This window comes from Pseudomonas sp. BNK-45, from assembly GCF_047456255.1.
Taxonomy (GTDB): domain Bacteria; phylum Pseudomonadota; class Gammaproteobacteria; order Pseudomonadales; family Pseudomonadaceae; genus Aquipseudomonas.
Genome location: NZ_CP179909.1, coordinates 2,325,864 through 2,348,522, shown reverse-complemented (window position 1 = coordinate 2,348,522; position 22,659 = coordinate 2,325,864). Strand labels below are relative to the sequence as shown.

The following is a 22,659-nucleotide window of genomic DNA, read 5'->3' as shown; positions in this document are numbered from 1 at the left end:
ACGGCAACTGACCTATGCTGATAACAGTACCCCCTCAAATGACGGGGGTATTGGTTCAGAGGTTTTAGCCATGAACGTCAAGACAAGAAGGTACCTGGCCATCTTCATGACCTGCACCGTGACCCTGGCGCTTTACGGTACCGCGGCTTATCGCGTCGAGCAGGCCCGCATGCAGCCGCGCAACTACGCCAGCTGCAACCTGGAACGCTGCATCCCCCACAACGCCACCCTGAACGCCCTCAGGTGAGTGACGACGCCACGCCGTCTCCGGCCTGATCGGCCTTGAGCCGGTCGCGGAACACCTTGGGCGAGATGCCTTCGCGGCGCCGGAACAGCCGGGTGAAGTTGGTGGGGTCGGAAAACCCCAGCTCATCGGAGATCTCGTAGATGGTCATCCCGGTGTAGGTCAGCAGGCGCTTGGCTTCCAGCAACTGGCGCTGGTGGATGATCTGCAGCGCCGGTTGCCCGGCCAGCTCACGACAGGTGCCATTGAGGTGCGACACCGAGATACCGAGTTTCTGCGCCAGATCCTCGACCTTCAGATGCTCGCGGTAATGGGCCTCGACCAACTGGATGAAGCCATTGAAATATTCCCGGGCGCGCTGCGGACGCTGGCTGGCACTGCTGCACTGCAGAGCCCGGCGCCCGATCCAGACCACGATCGTGCTCACCAGCGCATGCATGAGCATTTCCCGGGCAGGTTGCTGTCCCTGGTATTCATTCTGCAGGGCGGCGAACTGCCCGTTCAGGTATTGCGTATCCTCCCCGGCCGGATAGCTGCCCGACTTCGCCAGGGCGGTTGCCGAGGCTCCCAACTGAGCTTGCAAGTGGCTGACCAGCGGCGCCGCCAGGGTCACGACAAAGCCTTCGATGTCTTCGGAAAAACGAAAGCCGTGCACCGACAGCGGTGGCAACACCTGGACCAGCGGCTCGTCCAGCAGCCTGTGCTGCCCTTCGACCTGCAACTGCGCCTGCCCGCGACTGATAAACAGCAACTGGCAGAGGTCGGCGTGTCGATGGGGTTTTATTTCCCAATGGTGCTCGCGGCTGCGCTGGCTGATGGGTTCGCAATGAAGCAGGTCCGGGGTCGGCCAGCCCAGGCTTTCGCCATAGAGTTTGAACACGGGAATGGGCGCAAGGGCAGGCTTGTTCATCACTACAGTCCAGGCCTCAGAGTATCGGGGGGACATTTGCACCGATCGGCGAAATGCTCGGGTAACCGCCAGGTTCCACCGGTCAATTGACAGGTTCACCCAGGAAAAATGCAAGCACCGCAAACACAAATGAACATTCGTACAGTCAAGGTTCAGGCTGCCGGTACAGGGCCGACACTATACAGAATGCGTCCCATTACCCGGCATCAGCAAGTGCCACAAAGCTTTTCCGGAACGCGGCAGACGAGACGGTCTGGCGCGACCCCCCGAGTTGAAAAACCTGCATGAAAATCTCCCGGCACCAGGCTGGCGGAGCTATCCGATAGCTCCCTATCGAGTACACTGGCGCCTAACCCCGCCGGCCTTGCCGCACCGGGTCAATTACCGCCCGCAGGTTCTTTCGTGACTCACCTCCAACAACCCGTCCCGACCAAACCGGCCATCCGCAGCGTGCTGATCGCCCTGATGCTGGCGATCTTTCTCGGCGCCCTGGACCAGACCATCGTCGCTGTCTCCATGCCGGCCATTTCCGCCCAGTTCAAGGATGTCAGCCTGCTGGCCTGGGTCATCTCCGGCTACATGGTGGCAATGACCGTGGCCGTGCCGATCTACGGCAAGCTCGGCGATCTCTATGGCCGGCGACGGCTGATGCTGTTCGGCATGGGCCTGTTCACCCTGGCGTCGCTGTTCTGCGGCCTGGCACAGAACATGGAGCAACTGGTGCTGGCGCGGATCTTCCAGGGCATCGGTGCCGGCGGCATGATCTCGGTGAGCCAGGCGATCATCGGCGACATAGTCCCGCCCCGGGAGCGCGGTCGCTACCAAGGCTACTTCAGCAGCATGTACGCGGTGGCCAGTGTCGCCGGCCCGGTGCTGGGCGGCTACATGACCGAGTTTCTCTCATGGCGCTGGGTGTTTCTGATCAACCTGCCCCTGGGCCTGGGCGCCTGGTGGGTGGCCCATCGCACCCTGGTAGGGTTGCCGGTGCCCCAGCGCAAACCGATCATCGACTACCTCGGCACCGTGCTGCTGATCATCGGCCTGAGCGCCCTGCTGCTGGGCATCACGCAGGTGGGCCAGGGCCATTCCTGGCGCAGTGCCGACGTGCTCGACCTGCTGGCCATCGCCGTCATCGTCCTGGCCCTGTTCGTCTGGCATGAACGACGGGCCCGGGAACCCCTGCTGCCGATGCACCTGTTCGCCAACCGCAACGCGCTGCTGTGCTGGTGCACGATCTTCTTCACCAGCTTCCAGGCCATCTCGCTGATCGTGCTGATGCCGCTGCGCTTTCAGAGCATCACCGGGGCCGGGGCCGACAGCGCCGCCCTGCACCTGCTGCCCCTGGCCATGGGCCTGCCCATGGGCGCCTACTGCGCCGGCCGCCTGACCTCGGTGACCGGACGCTATAAACCCATGATCCTCGGTGGCGCGCTGCTGATGCCGCTGGCGATTCTCGGCATGGCCCTGGTGCCGCCCCAAGCGCTGCTGCCGAGCGGCCTGTGCATGTTGCTCTGCGGAATCGCCAGCGGCATGCAGTTCCCCACCTCCCTGGTGGGCAGCCAGAACTCGGTGGAGCAGCGGGACATCGGCGTCGCCACCAGCACCACCAACCTGTTTCGCGCCCTGGGCGGTGCGGTGGGGGTGGCGCTGATGTCGGCGCTGCTGCTGGCCTTGCTGCAGGATTCCAGCCTGGCCCATTTAAGCGGCGCCGGGCTGATGGGCGAAGGTCAATCCGGCAACGCGCTGCTGGACGGCCTGAATGCCGCCCCCGGTCCCGCGCGGGAGGCCTTGCGCAACGAACTGTTGCTGACCTTCCGCCATCTGCTGCTGGTCAGTGCCGGGGTTTCCCTGCTGGGTCTGGCGGCGGCCATTGCCATGCCCAACCGGCTGTTGCGCGGGCGTGAAGACAAGGCCTGAGGGACTACCCGCCGCCAGCCGCCGGACCAGGGCGGCCAGCGGCCCGCAACCGGGAGTCAGGGGCTGTAGTAGCCCACCGCAACCAGCACCCGGCCCACCTTGCGCAGATAGGCGTGCTTGTCCTCGACCTTGCCGGTCACCGGATTCTTCCAGCGGTACTGGTATTCCCCCTGGTCCTGGCGAGCCATGAGCGCCAGGATCGGTTCCCCCACCGGCTTGCCCTCGGGATCCCTGATCTTGGCGAAATCGGTGTTGAGCAGCCGCAGGTTGGTGCCGTGGGCCAGATAGCGCCGGCTGTCGAGGTCCACCACGAACACATACAGATCGTCTTCGAGAAACCCGCCCCGCAGATCATTGATGGCTTTGAGGGTGCCGGCGCGGTCGCGCTCCAAGGCCGTGGCCGCACGTTCCAGCAAGGCCTTGGCCTGATCGGCCGAGGCCCGTGGCAGGTAATACCCCACTGCCAGGATGCGCTCGCCGATACGCTGGAAATACACATGCTTGCGCTCGATCTTGCCGTCGGCCCAGTTCTGCCAGCGGTATTCGGCCTGCTGGATGCCATTGGCCTCGGGAGTCTTCAGCGCGTCCTTGAACGCCTTGCGCAGGTCCGGCCCCAGTACCTCGGAGACATCACGGCCAATCAGCGCCGACGAAGGACCGCCACTGGCCAGCATCACGCCCCGGGTATCGACCACGAACACATAACGATCGCGATCGACGAACTCGCCTTGACGACTGAACGCCGCGAACGCCTTGTCACCCTGGTCGTGGTAATAGCGCAGGGCCTTTTCCAGCAACGCGCGGGCCGCCACCGAATCATCGGCAGCCGGTACCGCCGCCTGCAGCGACCCCATGCAGAGCCACAGCAGCCATCCCAGCCAGGTCGTTTTCTTCACTCGCCTCATCGCTCGCTCCTCGTTCCCGTTGGCGTGTGAAGAGCGTAGACGGCGGCAGGATATGGTCGAGTATTCAGCAAACCCTGGCTGGCCCTCCCCCGCCACTACAGGCGGGGGGCTGAGCCTTCAAGGACGGTTGTTGATCTGCTGCTGCAGGTTCTGGATCTGGCTTTGCAGGGTATTGATGTTGCGAGTGACCTGACCACGGAAGGCATCGAACTCGGCAGTGCTGGCGCCGTTCTGCGCGGCGGCGGGACGATTGTCCTGTTCGCTCTTGAGCACCACCAGTTCCTGTTCCAGGCGCTCGATGGCGGCGCTCGGGTTGCCCTGTTTTTTCAGCGCGGCCAGATCGGCGTTCAGACTCTTGAGCTGGGCATCGAGCTTGCCGGCATCGCTCTGGGCGCCCTTGAGGCTCGCCAGCTCAGCACTCAGGGCTTTGACCTGGGCCTGCAACTGGCTGTTGGCCGCCTGCTGTTCGCTGGTCTGGGCACTCATCTGCGCCAGGCGCTTGTCCAGGTCGGTGGCCTGGCCCGCCACGCCCTGCTGCTGTCGGCTCTGGTCCTGCAAGCGGCTTTCCAACTGTTTGATCTGCAGCTTCAACGCTTCGCTGTCGGTGGTGACATTGGTCTGGCTGGCCACCACCTTGCCGGAAATGTCCTGCAAGCGTCCGGCCGCCTCTTCGCTGATCCTGGCGAAGCTTTCCTGGGTCGCCACCAGCTGCTGCTCCATCAGCGAGATCTGCTGAAAGCTCCACCAGGCCAGACCGATGAAGGCAAAGAACAGCGCACCGACCAGTGCCCACAAAGGACCGGTGCTGGGCCCCTTGACCTTGACCACCGGGGTGCTGCGCGAATGCACGGTGGTGCGTTCGCGGGCAGCGTGGGTGGTGGGGAAGACATCGTCGTCGAGGGGATCGGCGCGCAGACTTGGAACGTCATCGAAGTCATCGTGTGCATCGTTACGCATGGGGCAACCTTTATGGACCGCGGTGATGGCTGAGTGCGGCGAGTATAAACCGCTAATCAGCCCGGCCAATGGACCGGACCGGGCAAGCGGGGTTCAGTCTTTGATTTCAGCTTATGTCCTGAGCCTTCCACCAGGTACAGAACTCATCCAGGGCGCTCCACAGACTGACCTTGGGCTCATACCCCAGGTAATGCCGGGCGCGACTGATGTCCAGGGTGAAGTTCTTGTCCATGACCTGCATGCCCAGGCGCGACAGCGTCGGCTCCGGGCGTCCGGGCCAGAGCTTGCAGAACCCCTCGTTGAGCGCCGCGACGCTGTAGGCCAGGCCAAAGGAGCGATAGCGGGTGACTTGCGGCACCTGCATCTGGCGCATCACGTAGTTGACCACGTCCCACAGCGGCACCGGTGCGCCGTTGCTGATGTTGTAGACCTTGCCCAGGGCCGAGCCGCCGACCTGCAGGCTGCTGAACAGGGCCTCGTTGAGGTTGTGCACACTGGTGAAGTCGACCTTGTTCAGGCCATTGCCGACGATGGCCAGGCGGCCTTTGCGCTGCATCTTCAACAGCCGCGGAAAGATGCTCATGTCGCCGGCGCCAGTGACGAAGCGCGGGCGCAACGCAATCACCTCCAGGCCGAACTCCTGGGCGCCGAAGACCTTCTGTTCGGCCAGGAACTTGGTGGCCGCATACGGGTGCTTGAAGCGCTTGGGCACCTGCTCCTCGGTCAGCCCCAGATGATCGCGACCATCAAAATAGACCGATGGCGAAGACAGGTGCACCAGGCGTTGCACCCGCTGTTTGAGGCAGGCTTCGACCACGTTCTCGGTGACCAGCACATTGCCCAGATGGAAGTCCTGATAGCGCCCCCACAGGCCCACGGCACCGGCGCAATGCACCACGGTATCGACGTCGCGGCACAGCTCGCGGACCAGATCGGCGTCGCTCAGGTCGCCCGGGATGAACTCCGCGCCGCGGCGCACCAGATGCTCTACCGCTTCGGCACGCCGGCCATTGACCCGCACTTCCAGGCCCTGCTCAAGGGCAAAGCGAGCAAAGCGCCCGCCGATGAAGCCGCTTGCGCCGGTAACCAGAATCTTCATGAAATATTCCTAAGAAAAGCAGTGACGAACCACAGAAAAGCAGGGACAAGCCACGAGCGACAAGCTGCAAGTGCACAGCCGCGGATTGACTGTCGCTTGACGCTCATGGCTGCTCCCAGGGCACCAACCATTGTGCAGATAGACGAGCCAGGTGCTCGGTCAACAACCCGAGCAACTGCCCGCCATTGCGCCAATGATGCCAGTACAACGGCACATCGATGGGTTTATCCGGCAAAAGCTCCACCAGCGAACCGCGCTGCAATTGCTCGCGAACCTGCAGCTCGGGCACCAGGCCCCAGCCCAGGCCGGCTTCGGTGAGGCGGATGAAGCCTTCGGATGACGGGCACAGATGATGCTCGAAACCGCCGTTGACGCCCAGGGAGGCGAGGTAACGATGCTGCAGGAAGTCGTCGGGACCGAACACCAGCGCCGGGGTCCGGGCCAGTTGCTCGGCACGCACGCCCTGGGGGAAGTGCCGCGCGACAAATGCCGGGCTGGCCAGGGCCCGGTAGCGCATGGCCCCCAGCAGCAGGCTGCGGGCCCCCGCCACTGGACGCTCGCTGGCGCAGACACAGGCGGCCACTTCCCCGGCCCGCATGCGCTTGAGGCCCACGGTCTGGTCCTCCACCACCAGGTCCAGCAGCAGGCGATGCTCGGCGCAGAAGTCCCCCACCGCCTGGGCCCACCAGGTGGCCAGGCTGTCGGCATTGAGGGCGATGCGCAAGCGCTCCGGCAGCCCTTCTTCATCCAGCGCTGGCACCAGGCTTTGCAGGTCCCGCTCCAACAGACGCACTTGTTGCACATGGTTGAGCAGGCGCCGGCCGATTTCCGTGGGCGCCGGCGGTGTCGCCCGCACCAGCACCGGCTGCCCGACCCGGGCCTCCAGCAGTTTGATGCGCTGGGAAATCGCCGACTGCGACAACCCCAGCACCTGGGCCGCCCGTTCGAAGCCTGCCTGTTCGATCACCGCAGCCAGGGCGGAAAGCAGCTTGTAGTCGAACATCAGTTTTCCTAATGAGTGATCAGCAATATTGGTTTTTCTTATACGGCATGCAACCGGAAAATAGCCAGCCTAAAGCCTCGGTAATACCTCTTCGTTAAAGGATTCTGTTCATGGCCGGTGAAACTTCCCTCACAACCCTGCTGCGCAGCATGAGCCCGCAACTCAACGACGGCGAATACGTGTTCTGTTCCCTCGCTGACCACAGCCTGCTGCAGGGCGTCGAGGTGCTGGGCAGTTTTCGCGAACAGGAAGGCCTGACGGTGATCATCCAGCGGCAGGAAGCCGAACGCCTGGGGCTGGTCTTCGATTACGTCGCGGCCTGGATCACCCTCAATGTGCATTCGGCACTCCAGGCGGTCGGCCTGACGGCCGCCTTTGCCGGCGCGCTGGGCCGAGCCGGGATCAGTTGCAACGTGATCGCCGGCTACTACCACGATCACCTGTTTGTCGGTCAGGCAGATGCCCAGCGGGCCATGCAGGTCCTGCAGCAACTGGCCGCCGGCGAGGAGCAATGAACATGTGGCAAAGCTATGTGAACGGCCTGTTGGTGGCCGCCGGCCTGATCATGGCCATCGGTACGCAAAACGCTTTCGTCCTGGCCCAGAGTCTGCGCCGTGAGCACCACCTGCCGGTGGCGGCACTGTGCGTCACCTGCGATGCCCTGCTGGTAGCCGCCGGAGTATTCGGCCTGGCCACCGTGCTCGCCCAGAGTCCGATGCTGCTGGCCGTGGCGCGCTGGGGCGGGGCGGCGTTCCTGATCTGGTATGGAGCCCAGGCGCTGCGCCGGGCCTGCTCCAGGCAAAGCCTGCAACAGGGCGAAGGCCAGACCGTGCGCTCCCTGCGGGCGGTGATGCTCAGCGCCCTGGCGGTGACCCTGCTCAACCCTCACGTGTACCTGGACACCGTGCTGCTGATCGGCTCGCTGGGGGCTCAGCAGACCGAACCGGGCGCCTATGTGGTCGGCGCTGCGAGTGCTTCGCTGTTGTGGTTCTTCACCCTGGCCCTGGGGGCCGCCTGGCTGGCTCCCTGGCTCGCCCGACCGAGCACCTGGAGGATTCTCGACCTGCTGGTGGCGGTGATGATGTTCAGCGTGGCGTTGCAGCTGATCAGCGCTGCGTGACTTATTCCAAAAGGCTCTGGAACCTCTATCCCACACAGTTGTTGCGTGGTTAAGCCGCACCCCCGGTGCTATGATCCGATCCCTGCGCCGCAAAGAGTACAAACTCCCCGGCGCATGTCCGGCCGCCCGTGATCGGCCTTGCGCTCACCGCAACTGACCTGATTAGGAGAATCATCATGGCTTTCGAATTGCCGCCGCTGCCCTATGCACACGACGCCCTGCAGCCGCACATTTCCAAGGAAACCCTGGAATACCACCACGACAAGCACCACAACACCTATGTCGTGAACCTGAACAACCTGGTGCCAGGCACCGAGTTCGAAGGCAAGACTCTGGAAGAGATCGTCAAAACCTCTTCGGGCGGCATCTTCAACAACGCAGCCCAGGTCTGGAACCACACTTTCTACTGGAACTGCCTGGCGCCAAACGCCGGCGGCCAACCTACCGGAGCACTGGCCGAAGCCATCAACGCGGCATTCGGTTCGTTCGACAAGTTCAAAGAAGAATTCACCAAGACTTCGGTTGGCACCTTCGGTTCCGGCTGGGGCTGGCTGGTGAAGAAGGCTGACGGTTCCCTGGCCCTGGCCAGCACCATCGGCGCCGGCAACCCGCTGACCAGCGGCGACACCCCGCTGCTGACCTGCGACGTCTGGGAACACGCCTACTACATCGACTACCGCAACGTTCGTCCTAAGTACGTCGAAGCGTTCTGGAACCTGGTCAACTGGAAATTCGTGGCTGAGCAGTTCGAAGGCAAGAACTTCGTCGCTTAAGTCCGTTTGCAGTGCAAAAAACCCGGCCTGGCCGGGTTTTTTTTGCCTTGGACAAAGCTGGCATCTTGTCCCGCCCAGCCGAGGCGCTAAGATTCATCTGATGTAAAAAACAACGCCGCCCCTCAAGTTGCAAGGCGTCGCTACCGACACACTATCCACAGCTAGAGCAATCCTGAATCTGATCACCCGGGCCTGGCCCGCAGACGTCCCGTTTTCGGCGCTGATGTCACTTTGACGGCTATCACGGGATTGCCAATACTCACGGCAACTTGACGCTACACGCACGGAACAAGGAATAGCCCTTTGAAGCTGGAACTCAAAAACAGCTTGTCGGTGAAGTTGCTCCGGGTTGTGCTGCTGTCGGCACTCATCGTCGGCGTGGTTCTGAGCTGCGCCCAGATCGTCTTCGACGCCTACAAGACCCGGCAGGCGGTCGCGAACGATGCCCAGCGCATTCTCGACATGTTTCGCGACCCATCGACACAGGCGGTCTACAGCCTGGATCGGGAAATGGGCATGCAAGTCATTGAAGGCCTGTTCCAGGATGACGCGGTGCGCATGGCGTCCATCGGCCACCCCAACGAAACCATGCTGGCGGAGAAATCCCGCGAGCTGCAGCATTCCCCCAGTCGCTGGCTCACGGACCTGATCCTTGGCCAGGAACGCACCTTCACCACCCAACTGGTTGGCCGCGGGCCCTACAGCGAGTATTACGGCGACCTGAGCATTACCCTCGACACCGCCACCTATGGCCAGGATTTCATCATCAGCTCGGTGATCATCTTTGTCTCAGGGGTCCTGCGCGCCCTGGCCATGGGCCTGGTGCTGTACCTGGTCTATCACTGCCTGTTGACCAAGCCGTTGTCACGGATCATCGAGCACCTGACCAACATCAACCCCGACCGCCCCAGTGAACACCAGTTGCCCCTGCTCAAGGGCCACGAAAAGAACGAACTGGGGATCTGGATCAACACCGCCAACCAGTTGCTGGCCTCCATCGAGCGCAACACCCATTTGCGCCACGAGGCGGAAAACAGCCTGCTGCGCATGTCCCAATACGACTTCCTCACCGGCCTGCCCAATCGCCAGCAATTGCAACAGCAGCTGGACAAAATCCTGGTGGACGCCGGCCGCCTGCAACGCAGGGTCGCTGTGCTGTGTGTCGGTCTGGACGACTTCAAGGGCATCAACGAACAGTTCAGTTACCAGACCGGTGACCAGTTGCTGCTGGCCCTGGCCGACCGCCTGCGTGGCCACAGCGGCCGTCTCGGTGCCCTGGCGCGTTTGGGCGGCGACCAATTCGCCCTGGTCCAGGCCGATATCGAACAGCCCTACGAAGCAGCGGAACTGGCGCAAAGCATCCTCGACGACCTGGAAGCCACCTTTGCTCTCGATCATCAGGAAATCCGCCTGCGCGCCACCATCGGCATCACCCTGTTCCCGGAAGACGGCGACAGCACGGAAAAACTCCTGCAGAAAGCCGAACAGACCATGACCCTGGCCAAGAGCCGCTCACGCAACCGTTATCAGTTCTACATCGCCAGCGTCGACAGCGAGATGCGCCGGCGCCGGGAACTGGAAAAGGACCTGCGCGAAGCCCTGATCCGGGAGCAGTTCTTCCTCGTCTATCAACCGCAGATCAGCTATCGCGACCATCGGGTAGTGGGGGTCGAGGCCCTGATCCGCTGGCAGCACCCCGAGCACGGCATGGTGCCGCCGGACCTGTTCATCCCCCTGGCGGAACAGAACGGCACCATCATCGCCATCGGTGAATGGGTACTGGACCAGGCCTGTCGCCAACTGCGGGAATGGCACGACATGGGGTTCACCGACCTGCGCATGGCGGTCAACCTGTCCACGGTGCAACTGCACCACGCCGAACTGCCACGGGTGGTCAACAACCTGCTGCAGATCTACCGCCTGCCGCCCCGCAGCCTGGAACTGGAAGTTACCGAAACCGGCCTGATGGAAGACATCAGCACCGCCGCCCAGCACCTGCTGAGCCTGCGCCGCTCCGGGGCGCTGATCGCCATCGACGACTTCGGCACCGGCTATTCGTCCCTGAGCTACCTGAAAAGCCTGCCCCTGGACAAGATCAAGATCGACAAGAGCTTCGTGCAGGACCTGCTGGATGACGACGACGATGCCACCATCGTGCGCGCCATCATCCAACTGGGCAAAAGCCTGGGCATGCAAGTGATTGCCGAGGGCGTGGAAACCGCCGAACAGGAGGCTTACATCATCTCCGAAGGCTGTCATGAAGGTCAGGGCTACCACTACAGCAAACCCCTGCCGGCCCGGGAGCTGAGTGCCTACCTGAAACAGGCGCAGCGCAGTAACGCGGCCATCCTCTGAACCGGGCATTGCGCCGGTCCCCCCGGCTGACGCAATCCTGCGCTGAATAAGAAATATTTACAGGCACGACCCTTTACACATAATGCAAATCTTTCGCATTATGTCGCAGTTTTGCGCGCCCCACGCGCCGTCCATTCCCCCTCTCGAAGCAGGATGTTCGCCATGATTCGTATGCCTCTGGCTACCGCCAGTCTGTTGGCCATCGCTATTTCCCTCGCCGGCTGCGGCGAAGGCAAAGACGACAAGGCTGCCGCTCAAGCGCCGACCCCGGCTGCCAGCACTGCCACCCCGGCCAACGACGCCGCCGGCAAGGTCGACGAAGCCGCAGCCAAGGCCGTGGTCGCGCATTACGCCGACATGGTATTTGCCGTTTACAGCGACGCCGAATCCACCGCGAAAACCCTGCAAGCCGCCATCGACGCCTTCCTCGCCAAGCCCAACGACGAAACCCTGAAGGCCGCCAAGGCTGCCTGGGTGGCCGCTCGCGTGCCTTACCTGCAGAGTGAAGTGTTCCGCTTCGGCAACACCATCATCGATGACTGGGAAGGTCAGGTGAACGCCTGGCCGCTGGACGAAGGCCTGATCGACTACGTCGACAAGAGCTATGAACACGCCCTGGGCAACCCCGGCGCCACCGCCAACATCATCGCCAACACCGAGATCCAGGTCGGCGAAGACAAGATCGACGTGAAGGACATCACCCCGGAAACCCTGGCCAGCCTGAACGAGCTGGGCGGTGCCGAGGCCAACGTCGCCACCGGTTACCACGCCATCGAATTCCTGCTCTGGGGCCAGGATCTGAACGGCACCGGCCCAGGCGCCGGCGCGCGCCCGGCGTCCGACTATCTGGAAGGCGCAGGTGCTACCGGTGGCCACAACGATCGTCGGCGCGCCTATCTGAAAGCCGTGACCCAACTGCTGGTCAACGACCTGGAAGAAATGGTCGGCAACTGGAAACCGGACGTGGCCGACAACTACCGCGCCACCCTGGAAGCGGAACCGGCCGAAACCGGCCTGCGCAAAATGCTCTTCGGCATGGGCAGCCTGTCCCTGGGCGAATTGGCCGGCGAGCGGATGAAAGTGTCCCTGGAGGCCAACTCGCCTGAAGACGAGCAGGACTGCTTCAGCGACAACACCCACAACTCGCACTTCTATGACGCCAAGGGCATCCGCAACGTCTACCTGGGCGAATACACCCGTGTCGACGGCACCAAGATGACCGGCGCCAGCCTGTCGTCCCTGGTGGCCAAGGCCGACCCCGCCGCCGACGCCGCCCTGAAAGCCGATCTGGCCGCTACCGAAGCCAAGATCCAGGTCATGGTCGACCACGCCAACAAGGGTGAGCACTACGACCAGCTGATCGCCGCCGGCAACGAATCCGGCAACCAGATCGTGCGCGACGCCATCGCCGCCCTGGTCAAGCAGACCGGTTCGATCGAACAGGCCGCTGGCAAGCTGGGCATCAGCGACCTGAACCCGGACAACGCCGATCACGAGTTCTGATCAGCGCCGCTGCAGGCAAAAGGCGACCTTAGGGTCGCCTTTTTTGTCGCTGCGCGGTTCCAACGCCGTGGGTGAGCCGTCCCTCGGCAAGCTTGTCCTGGGTCAAACCAAACGATAATTCCTCTTATTCAAACTTCAGCAGCCTGTTAGACTTTGCGCCCTTGTTTTGCTCGTCTTGCAGGATGTCCGATGCCCTCGTCGCTGCTTCGCTGGTTCGCTCTGACCATGGCCCTGGGCCTGAGTGCCTGCGATGACGCTCCACGCTTTACCCAGGCCGAACCGGGTGAAGCCCGCGCCGGCGGCGCCACCACGGTCAACAAGGCGGATCGCAACGCGTTTTCCCTGCCTTCGGCCAATCTGCCAGCGACCCGGCGCCTGGACTTCAGCGTGGGCAACAGTTTCTTCCGCAACCCCTGGGTCATCGCCCCCTCCACCACCACCGCCCGCGACGGCCTGGGCCCGCTGTTCAACACCAACGCCTGCCAGAACTGCCACGTCAAGGACGGCCGCGGCCATCCGCCCGCGCCGGATGCCCTGAACGCGGTGTCCATGCTGGTGCGCCTGTCGATCCCGGATGCCCCGGCCTACGCCAAGGTCATCGAACAGCTCGGCGTGGTGCCGGAACCGGTGTACGGCGGCCAGTTGCAGGACATGGCGATTCCCGGCGTCGCTCCCGAAGGCCGGGTCCGGGTCGATTACGACAGCGTGCCGGTACGGTTCAAGGACGGCAGCCTGGTGGAGTTGCGCAAGCCCAGGCTGCAGATCACCGACCTGGGTTACGGCCCGATGCATCCGGACACCGCTTTTTCAGCCCGGGTCGCGCCGCCGATGATCGGCCTGGGGCTGCTGGAAGCCATTCCCGAAGCGGCGATCCTGGCCAACGCTCAGCCCGCCACCGGCAACAACCGGATTGCCGGACGGCCCAACTGGGTCTGGGATGACGCTCAGCAAAAGACCGTGCTCGGGCGCTTTGGCTGGAAAGCCGGACAACCCAATCTCAATCAACAAAATGTTCATGCGTTTTCCGGCGACATGGGCCTGACCACAAGCCTGCGGCCCTTCGACGACTGCACCGAGGCGCAAACCGCGTGCAAGCAGGCGCCCAACGGCAATGGCCCGGACGGCGAGCCGGAGGTCAGTGACAACATCCTGCGCCTGGTGCTGTTCTATACCCGCAACCTGGCGGTACCGGCGCGCCGCGACGTCGACTCGCCCCAGGTCCTGGCGGGCAAGAACCTGTTCTTCCAGGCCGGTTGCCAGTCCTGCCACACCCCCAGTTTCACCACGGCGGCCGATGCCGCCGAACCCGAATTGGCCAACCAGGTCATACGCCCCTACAGCGACCTGCTGTTGCATGACATGGGTGAAGGCCTGGCCGACCACCGCACGGAGTTCAAGGCCGGTGGCCGCGACTGGCGCACCGCCCCCCTGTGGGGCATTGGCCTGACGGAAACCGTCAGTGGCCACACCCAGTTCCTGCATGACGGCCGTGCCCGCAACCTGATGGAAGCGGTGCTCTGGCATGGCGGCGAGGCCGAAGGCGCAAAACAACAGGTGCTCGCGTTCAACGCCGAGCAGCGCGCCGCGCTGCTGGCCTTCCTGAATTCTCTATAACGCTCGACTCAACTGCTTTCTCCACAATAAAGGGAGCCCGAACATGTTCCGCCCCAAACTGCTGTTCACCAGCCTGGCTGCACTCGCTCTGGGCGCCTGTGCGCCCCAGGACCCACAAGCCGTGACCTCGGCGGCCATCGCCAAGCAGGTCATCCTGCCGACCTACAGCCGCTGGGTCGATGCCGACCGCCAGTTGGCCATCAGCGCCCTGGCCTTCTGTGAAGGCAAGGAAAGCCTGGACACCGCCCGGGCCGACTTCCTCCACGCGCAAAAGGCCTGGGCCGAGCTGCAGCCCTTGCTGATCGGTCCGCTGGCCGAGGGCAACCGCTCCTGGCAGGTGCAGTTCTGGCCGGACAAGAAGAACCTGGTGGGCCGTCAGGTCGAGCAACTGGTCAGCGCCACCCCGCAGATCGATGCCGCGGCCCTGGCCAAGTCCAGCGTGGTGGTGCAAGGCCTGTCGGCCTACGAATACATCCTCTTCGACAGCAAGATAGACATGGCCGACAGCGCGCAGAAAGCCCGCTACTGCCCATTGCTGACCGCCATCGGTGAACGCCAGAAGCAACTGGCCGAAGAGATCCTGTCGAGCTGGAACACCAACGACGGCATGCTCGCGCAGATGAGCAAGTTCCCCAACCAGCGCTACGCCGATTCCCACGAGGCCATCGCCGACCTGCTGCGGGTTCAGGTCACCGCTCTGGATACCCTGAAGAAGAAACTCGGTACGCCCATGGGCCGCCAGACCAAGGGCATCCCCCAGCCGTTCCAGGCCGACGCCTGGCGCAGCCAGTCGTCCCTGCAGGGCCTGGAAGCCAGCCTCAGCGCCGCCCAGACCGTCTGGGCCGGGGTCGACAACAAGGGCCTGCGTGGCCTGTTGCCGGCCGACCAGAAGCCGTTGGCCGAGAAGATCGACGCCGCCTACGCCGCCTCGCTGAAACTCTTTGCCAGCACCCAGCGCTCGCTCACTGAAATGCTCAATGACGACGCCGGGCGCCAGCAGCTCAACGATCTGTACGACAGCCTCAACGTGGTCCACCGCCTGCACGAAGGCGAACTGGCCAAGGCGTTGGGCATCCAACTGGGCTTCAACGCCAACGACGGTGACTGATGATGCTGCGACGTCAGGCTTTGGCACTGGGCAGCCTGCTGCTCAGTGCGGTGACCTTGGGCGGCTGGACGCTGTTCAAGCAAAAGGACAAGCAGCCCCTGCTGCTGTCGGCCAGGGATGATGGTGACGGCAAGCATTACGCCGTCGGTTATCAGCTGGACGGTAAACAGGTGTTTGCTACCCAGGTCGGCCAGCGTTGCCACGACATCATCAATCACCCGCAACTGCCGATCGCGCTGTTCGTGGCCCGGCGTCCGGGCACCGAGAGCTACCTGATCGACCTGCGGGACGGCAGCCTGCTGCAAACCCTGAGCTCGCAGCCTGACCGGCATTTCTACGGCCACGCAGTGATCCACAAGGACGGCCAGTGGCTGTATGCCACCGAGAACGACACCCGTGATCCGGGGCGCGGCCTGCTGGGGGTCTACCGCTTTGAAGGCGAACGCCTGGTGCACAGCGGCGAGTTGTCCACCCATGGCATCGGCCCGCATCAAGTGTCCTGGATGCCCGACGGCGAAACCCTGGTGGTGGCCAACGGCGGTATCCGCACCGAAGCCGAAAGCCGGGTGGAGATGAACCTCGACGCCATGGAGCCGAGCCTGGTGCTGATGCAGCGTGACGGCACCCTGCTGAGCAAGGAAACCCTGGCCCAGCAGATGAACAGCGTGCGCCACATGGGCATCGCCAGCGACGGCACCATCGTCACCGGCCAGCAGTTCATGGGCGCCGCCCACGAATCCTCGGAGTTGTTGGCGATCAAGCGCCCGGGCCAGCCCTTTGCGCCTTTCCCGGTCCCCGAGCATCAGCTGCAGGCCATGGGGCACTACACCGCCAGCGTTGCCGTCCACAGCGACTTGCGCCTGGTGGCCCTGACCGCCCCGCGGGGCAACCGCTTCTTCATCTGGGATCTGGACACTGGCGCGGTGCGGGTCGATGCGCCTCTGCCGGACTGCGCCGGGGTCGGTGCCGTGGCCGACGGCTTCGTGGTGACCTCGGGCCAAGGCCGCTGCCGCTTCTATGACTGTCGTCAGCAGCCGATTGTGGCCAAGCCCCTGGAACTGCCCGCCGGGCTCTGGGACAACCATTTGCATCTGGTCTGAACAGCCTCCGGGCAGCGCCAATGCCCGAGCCCCAGACATGCCAAAGGCCTCGCATGGCGAGGCCTTTGGCTGGGCAGGAGAATAGGTTCAGCTCTGGGGTTTCAAGCCCTGGCTCATGCCGAACATGAACAACAGCAGCTCATGATCGGGCCGCGCGGCGGTTGTCGATTTGGCAACCCGCGGCAAAGGACAATGTTCCCCTTGAGCGGCACTGAGCACCTGCGTTCGCGGCTGCTCCCAGACAACCAGGGCCAAGGAAGCAACTGCCAAGGCTCCTGCCAGGAAAACACCTCGTGCAATTTCTAGCTTCATAGCTATAAACCTTTGATGGAGCTGCCAAACGCCGTTTTGTAAAAGTAGTAGAGCTTTTGCCAATCCGTGTCGTTCCACGACGAATGGCGGCGCAGCTGCTTGAGGTCGTGGGCTGCTGCTCGTTGACTGCTCAGGCGCTGCCGGCACTTCTCGAAATCCAGCAACGCGATCTGTGGCCGGGCCTGCTCGCCCTCGCCTTCCACACGCACGAAAATATGCTTGGCGTACAGGCAGCCATGTTGCCAGCGCCCCTTGTGCATGCGCGCCAGGGTCACCGCCAGGGCCTCCAGCAAACGCTCATGGAACGCTTCACCATGGCGCTCACGCTCACCGGCGGCGTACCAGTTGTCGATTTCCACAAAGCCATCGAGCGCCGCGGTCACCAGCAGGGCCTGCCAGCGATTCTGCGGATCGCGCCGAGCACCACAGAACACCAGTTCCGGAACCCCCACATCGAGCACCCGCAGGCCTTGCAACGCGGCGAGTTCGCGCAAGACGGTCGGTCGCCCGAAAGGGTGCAGCACGCTTCGATAAATGTGCCCGATCTGGCGCTTGGCATAGAGCAGACGCCCGCCGCTGCTCACAATGCGCTGCACACCGCTTTCACCGCCTCGACGCTGATTGGGTTCCTCGACCCATTCACCTTGTCTGTTCCAGAAGTACTCGAAGCGATCCGAGGGCGCAGCATCCATTTGCGAAGCAGATTCAACAACCATCCGTTACCTCTTTCGTAATACGTACACTCGCCACATGGCGTAGAGCGGAACAAAATCCAGGTGCTCCTGGACACGAAAACCGGCTTGCCTGAACTCTTTTTCGACGGTGGCCGCCGGTAACACGAAACGATTCTGGTAAGTCTCCGGCCCCATTGCGGACAACCGCTTGCGCTCCAGGCGCTTGCGCTTCCAGGCCTTGAAATTGCCGTCAACCCACAGCGAGATGATCACGCTGTCGCGGGTCACGCGCTGGAACTCCCGCAACAACGCCAGCCGATGCTCGGCCTGGCCCACATGGTGCAACAGCCGCATGGAAAAAATGCAGTCCACGGCGTTGTCCGGCAAATCAATGGCAAAGGCGGACGTTTGCAAAGGCCGTACCCGTCTCACCACGTCGGCAGGCTGCGCCGCCATGGCGGTGCTCAGCATAGCCGATGAATTGTCCGCGCCAATGATGAACCGGTTGGCCTTCTGCGCCAGCAACGGCCAGAAGCGGCCAGCGCCACAAGGCAAGTCCAGCACCAGCCCCGGCTCGCCGGCAGCGGCCAGGGCCGCGCGGGCCAGTTGTTCATCGCGCCAATGGGACAAACGACGGGCCAGGCCATCCTGATGCTTCTGCAGGTATTGCTCGGCGTGTTGGGCATCGTACTTGTCGGAAAATTCCAGCCTGATCGGCTTGGCCATCATCAAGGTCTCCTGTAGCTGATGGCGCCACCTTAGGCAGCGGCATGTCAGCGACAGGTCATCCCTTTGTGAAAACTTCGTACCGTCCGACAGGAAGATATTTCAGATTTTTACAGGCTGCCGGCAATGGCCTAGGGCCACAGAGGAACAAAAAACGACAAGTGACCGGCCCTGCATAACAGGGCCGGATCAGGAAACTCAGCTCTTGGCTGGTTGCAGCTGCACGTGAAAACGACAGCCATTGGGGATCATGGTGGTGAGGCTGACGCTCCAGCCCTGGTTCTCGCAGATGCGTTGCACCAGGGACAAGCCCAAGCCCAAGCCTTCACCACGCTTTTCATCGCCGCGCACGAAGGGCTGGAACATCGCCTCGCGCTTCTCTTCGGGAATGCCCACGCCGCTGTCTTCCACCACAAACCCGCCCGGCTCAAGGCTCAGGCGAATAAAGCCCTGCTCGGTGTAGTGCAAGGCGTTGCGCAGAAGATTGCCCATCACCGCATGCAGGAAGGTGGCGTTGTAGCGAGTGTCGCCGGGCTGGCCGGGGTCGAAGATCAACTCGATGCCTTTGCCCTCGATGGACTCGCGCCACAGGCCGACCAGATCGGTGGCCGCTTGCGTCAGGGTCAGTTGCGGCGCCATGCCGGCGTCTTCTCGCTGGGCACGCGCGAGCATCAGGAAGGTCTGCACCAGTTCGCGCATCTCCTCGCAGGCCCGGGCAATCCGTTCCACCTGAGCCCGTCCGCGCAGGTCCAGCCCGGGGTTCTCCAGGAGCAGCTCACAGGAGGTGGCCAACACCATCAACGGCGTGCGCAGTTCATGGCTGACATCACTGGTGAACAGCCGCTCGCGGCTCAAGGCCTGACGCAAGCGCCCCAGGGTGGCGTCGAAGGCGATGGCCAACTCGCCCACCTCATCCGCGGCATAATCCGGCGCCAACGGCGGCGCCAACCCCAGTAACTGATCTCGATGCCGTACCTGACGGGCCAGGCGCACGACGGGCGCCATCACCCGACGTGCCAGGATCCAGCCCAGGAACACCGCCAGCGCCAGGCTCAGGACGAAGCCCACCAGCACCACGGCGAACAGCACCCGCTCGCGCTCTTCGAAATCGCTCTGGTCCTGCAGCAGCACGTAACGCCGGCCATCCACCACTTCGACCATGGCGTGGTAGGACAGCTGCTCGCGGAACACTTCATGGAAGCCCGGATCCAGATGGCGCAAGTCCTTGGGCAACTCGAAATCGCCGCGACCGCCGCTGTAGTAGAACAGTTGGTCGGGCTCGGGACGATGCCGCCAATCGTTGACGTCGTCCATCAGCAACAGGCGTTGCAGGTCGCCCCCCAGGCCAGCGGAGATGAGCTTCTCCTCCACCAGATGCACGGTCGCCACGATGCCCATGGCGAATGCCCCTGCCACCAATGCGCTCATCAAGGCAAAGGCGATGATGATGCGCTGGGCAAGGCTTTGCTTAAACTCCATCACGGCCCTCGGCCAGCCGGTAACCGACACCATGCACGGTGTGCAGCAGCGGCTTGGCAAATGGCTTGTCGATCACCTGGCGCAGTTGGTGAACGTGGCTACGCAGGCTGTCGCTGTCCGGGCAATCGTCGCCCCACAGGGCTTCTTCGAGAATCTCCCGGCGCAACACATGGGGGCTCTTCTGCATCAACACCGCCAACAGCTTGAGGCCCACCGGGTTGAGCTTGAGCAGACGCCCTTCGCGGGTGACTTCGAGGGTGTCGAGGTCATAGTTGAGATCGCCCACCTGCAACGCACGGCGACCACCGCCCTGAGTACGGCGCATTACCGCCTCGATTCGCGCCGCCAGTTCCGAGAGGGCAAAAGGCTTGAGCAGGTAGTCGTCGGCGCCGGACTTGAAGCCCTGCAGCCGATCATCCAGCTGGTCGCGGGCGGTGAGCATGATCACCGGGGTGTCGCGCCGGGCATCTTCACGCAGGCGCTTGCACAAGGTGTAGCCATCGATTCCCGGCAGCATGATATCGAGCACGATCAGGTCGTAATGCTCGGTGGCCGCCAGGTGCAGCCCGGACAGACCATCCTGGGCGCAGTCCACGGTGTAGCCCTTGAGCCCCAGGTAGTCAGCCAGGTTGGCGAGAATATCGCGGTTGTCTTCAACCAGTAGAATTCGCATCGGAACTCTCTCCCTACACAGTTACGGCCGTCTTGGCTCGCGCAGCTTAAGGCCAAGTCCGACTCGCCGCCAGCCTTGTCTGACCGCTGCCGCAGCGCTGTTATCCAATCAATGTCTTAACGAGTTTTTCACCGAGGGTTCACAACCTGACTACAGGGACAACCTCAGACTGCGGACCGTTTTGCCCACAAGGAACACCCCCTCGATGGACCTTCTCAAGACCGCGCCCGCGCGCCTGGTACTGCTACTGACCGGCACCTGGCTGGCGATTTTCCTGCTGACCCGCAGCACCCTCCTGCTGACCCACCTCAACGAAGCCGGTAGCGGCTGGCTGCCCGTGTTCGGCGTCGGCCTGCTCTATGACCTGGGTTTCCTGGCCTACGCCGCCCTGCCCCTGGGGCTGGGCCTGTTGCTGTGCCCGGCAAGCCTTTGGCGCCGACGCGGCTTGCGCTGGCTGATGCAGGGCCTGTTCAGCATCAGCTTGTTCGCCATGCTCTTCACCGCCGTGGCGGAATGGTTGTTCTGGGATGAGTTCGGCGTGCGTTTCAACTTCATCGCCGTCGATTACCTGGTGTACTCCGACGAGGTCATGAACAACATCCTCGAGTCCTATCCCATCGGCCTGCTGATGAGCCTGCTGGCCCTGGCGGCGGTGATCCTCAGCCTGGTCCTGCGCAGGCCCCTGCTGGCCGCCCTGAACGCGCCTTTGCCGCCCCTGCGCGGTCGCCTGCTCAGCGCCCTGAGCCTGTTGCTGGTGGCCGTGGCCAGTCTGCAACTGCTCAGCCAGGACAGTCCGCGCGCCCAGGGCGGCAACGCCTATCAGAATGAGCTGGCGAGCAACGGCCCGTACCAGTTCTTTGCCGCCTTTCGCAACAACGAACTGGACTATTCACAGTTCTATCGCAGCCTGCCCGCCGAGGCCGTGGCGCGGCAGATGCGCGCCGAGCTGAACGAGCCCAATGCCCGCTTCATTGGCCAGGACCCGCTGGATATCCGCCGCGCCATCGATAACCCGGGCACACCGCGCACGCCGAATATCGTCCTGGTGACCCTCGAGAGCTTCAGTGCCAAGTACATGGGCAGCAATGGTGACGAGCGCAACCTGACCCCCAACCTCGATGCGCTGCGCCGGCAGAGCCTGTACTTCAACAATTTCTACGCCACCGGCACCCGCACCGACCGTGGCCTGGAAGCCATTACCCTGGCGATCCCGCCCACGCCCGGGCGCTCGATCGTCAAACGCATCGGCCGTGAAAGCGGCTTCGCCAGCCTGGGCCAGCAACTGCGCGCCGTAGGCTACGACAGCGTGTTCGTTTACGGCGGGCGCGGCTACTTCGACAACATGAATGCCTTTTTCAGCGGCAACGGCTACCGGGTGGTCGACCAGAGCAGCGTCGAGGAATCCGAGATCCACTTCAAGAACGCCTGGGGCATGGCCGACGAAGACCTCTATGGCCAGACCCTGAAGCTGGCCGATGCCGACTACGCCCAACAGCGGCCGTTCCTGCTGCAACTGATGACCACCTCCAACCATCGGCCGTACACCTACCCCGATGGCCGGATCGACATCAAGTCCGGCAATGGCCGTGACGGCGCGGTGAAATACACCGACTACGCCATCGGCGAGTTCCTCAAGGCCGCGCGGCAAAAGCCCTGGTTCGACAACACGATCTTCTTGTTCGTCGCCGACCACACGGCGGGCAGCGCGGGCAAGGAAGACCTGCCCATCAGCAACTATCAGATCCCGCTGTTCGTCTACGCACCCAAACTGATCCCGGCACGGGAAAGTGCCCAACTGGCCAGCCAGATCGACCTGGCGCCGACCCTGCTGGGGCTGTTGAACCTGGACTACGAATCGACCTTCTTCGGGCGCAACCTGCTGCAGGACAACCCGCTGCCGCCTCGGGTACTGGTGGGCAACTACCAGCACCTGGGACTGTTCGACGGACAGGACCTGGCGATTCTCAGCCCGCGCCAGGGTCTGCGCCGCCATGACCAGGCACTGGGCGCCAGCCGGGAATCCCGGGTGCCGGACAGCGATCCACTGATCCAGCGCGGGATCAGTTACTACCAGAGCGCCAGTTATGGCTTCAAGCAGCAGTTGCTGGGCTGGAAGGCGCCAAAAGCCTCGGCGGCCGAGTTGAGTCAGCGCTGAAGTCATTCGCGGGCAAGCCCGCTCCTACAGAG

21 protein-coding genes are annotated in these 22,659 nt (G+C 63.3%); 11 read left to right on the top strand and 10 right to left on the bottom strand.

The genetic code is table 11. The annotated features are described in order from the left end of the window. The first annotated feature begins 70 nt into the window (after positions 1 to 70). Positions 71 to 247 (top strand): hypothetical protein, encoded by a 177-nt coding sequence (locus ACMGG8_RS10975; RefSeq protein ID WP_016968420.1) that lies wholly within the window; start codon positions 71 to 73, stop codon positions 245 to 247. On the opposite strand, the gene ACMGG8_RS10970 is transcribed toward ACMGG8_RS10975, so the two are convergent. Next, a complete protein-coding gene (locus ACMGG8_RS10970; protein WP_060840769.1) occupies positions 240 to 1,154 on the bottom strand; it encodes a helix-turn-helix domain-containing protein in 915 nt (304 codons plus the stop codon). The genes ACMGG8_RS10975 and ACMGG8_RS10970 overlap by 8 nt on opposite strands. A gap of 402 nt (positions 1,155 to 1,556) precedes the next feature. Here ACMGG8_RS10970 and ACMGG8_RS10965 point away from each other — a divergent pair, with 402 nt between their 5' ends. Then, positions 1,557 to 3,071 (top strand): MDR family MFS transporter, encoded by a 1,515-nt coding sequence (locus ACMGG8_RS10965; protein ID WP_060844461.1) that lies wholly within the window; start codon positions 1,557 to 1,559, stop codon positions 3,069 to 3,071. Between the two features lie 56 nt (positions 3,072 to 3,127). On the opposite strand, the gene ACMGG8_RS10960 is transcribed toward ACMGG8_RS10965, so the two are convergent. From ACMGG8_RS10960 to ACMGG8_RS10945, 4 genes are all read right to left on the bottom strand, one after another. Further along, a complete protein-coding gene (locus ACMGG8_RS10960; protein ID WP_108545317.1) occupies positions 3,128 to 3,976 on the bottom strand; it encodes a cache domain-containing protein in 849 nt (282 codons plus the stop codon). 117 nt (positions 3,977 to 4,093) lie between these two features. Beyond that, positions 4,094 to 4,933, bottom strand: coding sequence for an ATPase (locus tag ACMGG8_RS10955; protein ID WP_060840772.1), 840 nt, complete (start codon positions 4,931 to 4,933; stop codon positions 4,094 to 4,096). A gap of 106 nt (positions 4,934 to 5,039) precedes the next feature. Next, the gene (locus ACMGG8_RS10950) at positions 5,040 to 6,032 is read right to left on the bottom strand and encodes an NAD-dependent epimerase/dehydratase family protein (protein ID WP_060840773.1); all 993 of its coding nucleotides are present in this window, start codon (positions 6,030 to 6,032) and stop codon (positions 5,040 to 5,042) included. A 103-nt stretch (positions 6,033 to 6,135) separates the two neighbouring features. Next, complete coding sequence (locus ACMGG8_RS10945) at positions 6,136 to 7,035, bottom strand: LysR family transcriptional regulator ArgP (protein ID WP_060840774.1); 900 nt, start codon at positions 7,033 to 7,035, stop codon at positions 6,136 to 6,138. 110 nt (positions 7,036 to 7,145) lie between these two features. Between ACMGG8_RS10945 and ACMGG8_RS10940 the strand changes: the two genes are divergently transcribed. From ACMGG8_RS10940 to ACMGG8_RS10905, 8 genes are all read left to right on the top strand, one after another. Continuing rightward, entirely contained in the window at positions 7,146 to 7,550 is a 405-nt protein-coding gene (locus ACMGG8_RS10940) for an ACT domain-containing protein (RefSeq protein ID WP_060840775.1), read from the top strand. A gap of 2 nt (positions 7,551 to 7,552) precedes the next feature. Next, entirely contained in the window at positions 7,553 to 8,155 is a 603-nt protein-coding gene (locus tag ACMGG8_RS10935; RefSeq protein ID WP_060840776.1) for a LysE/ArgO family amino acid transporter, read from the top strand. A gap of 176 nt (positions 8,156 to 8,331) precedes the next feature. Beyond that, positions 8,332 to 8,928, top strand: a complete 597-nt coding sequence (locus ACMGG8_RS10930; RefSeq protein WP_011063080.1) for a superoxide dismutase — start codon at positions 8,332 to 8,334, stop codon at positions 8,926 to 8,928. 303 nt (positions 8,929 to 9,231) lie between these two features. Continuing rightward, positions 9,232 to 11,283 carry a putative bifunctional diguanylate cyclase/phosphodiesterase gene (locus ACMGG8_RS10925; protein WP_060840777.1) on the top strand — a complete coding sequence of 684 codons (2,052 nt, stop codon included), beginning with the start codon at positions 9,232 to 9,234 and terminating at the stop codon, positions 11,281 to 11,283. A 162-nt stretch (positions 11,284 to 11,445) separates the two neighbouring features. Then, positions 11,446 to 12,786: an imelysin family protein gene (locus ACMGG8_RS10920; protein ID WP_414159576.1), complete on the top strand. Its 1,341-nt coding sequence runs from the start codon at positions 11,446 to 11,448 to the stop codon at positions 12,784 to 12,786. A gap of 189 nt (positions 12,787 to 12,975) precedes the next feature. After that, positions 12,976 to 14,400, top strand: coding sequence for a di-heme oxidoredictase family protein (locus tag ACMGG8_RS10915; RefSeq protein WP_108545314.1), 1,425 nt, complete (start codon positions 12,976 to 12,978; stop codon positions 14,398 to 14,400). A 43-nt stretch (positions 14,401 to 14,443) separates the two neighbouring features. Then, entirely contained in the window at positions 14,444 to 15,508 is a 1,065-nt protein-coding gene (locus ACMGG8_RS10910) for an imelysin family protein (protein WP_060840780.1), read from the top strand. A 2-nt stretch (positions 15,509 to 15,510) separates the two neighbouring features. Further along, positions 15,511 to 16,608 (top strand): DUF1513 domain-containing protein, encoded by a 1,098-nt coding sequence (locus ACMGG8_RS10905; RefSeq protein WP_414159931.1) that lies wholly within the window; start codon positions 15,511 to 15,513, stop codon positions 16,606 to 16,608. 87 nt (positions 16,609 to 16,695) lie between these two features. On the opposite strand, the gene ACMGG8_RS10900 is transcribed toward ACMGG8_RS10905, so the two are convergent. The 5 genes from ACMGG8_RS10900 to colR form a co-directional block, all read right to left on the bottom strand. Further along, complete coding sequence (locus tag ACMGG8_RS10900; protein WP_060840781.1) at positions 16,696 to 16,920, bottom strand: hypothetical protein; 225 nt, start codon at positions 16,918 to 16,920, stop codon at positions 16,696 to 16,698. Between the two features lie 2 nt (positions 16,921 to 16,922). After that, complete coding sequence (locus tag ACMGG8_RS10895; RefSeq protein ID WP_414159575.1) at positions 16,923 to 17,636, bottom strand: lipopolysaccharide kinase InaA family protein; 714 nt, start codon at positions 17,634 to 17,636, stop codon at positions 16,923 to 16,925. A 3-nt stretch (positions 17,637 to 17,639) separates the two neighbouring features. After that, entirely contained in the window at positions 17,640 to 18,320 is a 681-nt protein-coding gene (locus ACMGG8_RS10890; protein ID WP_414159574.1) for a class I SAM-dependent methyltransferase, read from the bottom strand. 198 nt (positions 18,321 to 18,518) lie between these two features. Next, entirely contained in the window at positions 18,519 to 19,799 is a 1,281-nt protein-coding gene (locus ACMGG8_RS10885; RefSeq protein WP_414159573.1) for a sensor histidine kinase, read from the bottom strand. Beyond that, complete coding sequence (gene colR / locus ACMGG8_RS10880) at positions 19,789 to 20,472, bottom strand: two-component system response regulator ColR (RefSeq protein ID WP_060840784.1); 684 nt, start codon at positions 20,470 to 20,472, stop codon at positions 19,789 to 19,791. The genes ACMGG8_RS10885 and colR overlap by 11 nt, the downstream gene beginning before the upstream one ends. 205 nt (positions 20,473 to 20,677) lie before the next feature. On the opposite strand from colR, the gene ACMGG8_RS10875 reads away from it, so the two are divergent. After that, positions 20,678 to 22,627 (top strand): LTA synthase family protein, encoded by a 1,950-nt coding sequence (locus ACMGG8_RS10875; protein ID WP_414159572.1) that lies wholly within the window; start codon positions 20,678 to 20,680, stop codon positions 22,625 to 22,627. Positions 22,628 to 22,659 lie beyond the last annotated feature (32 nt).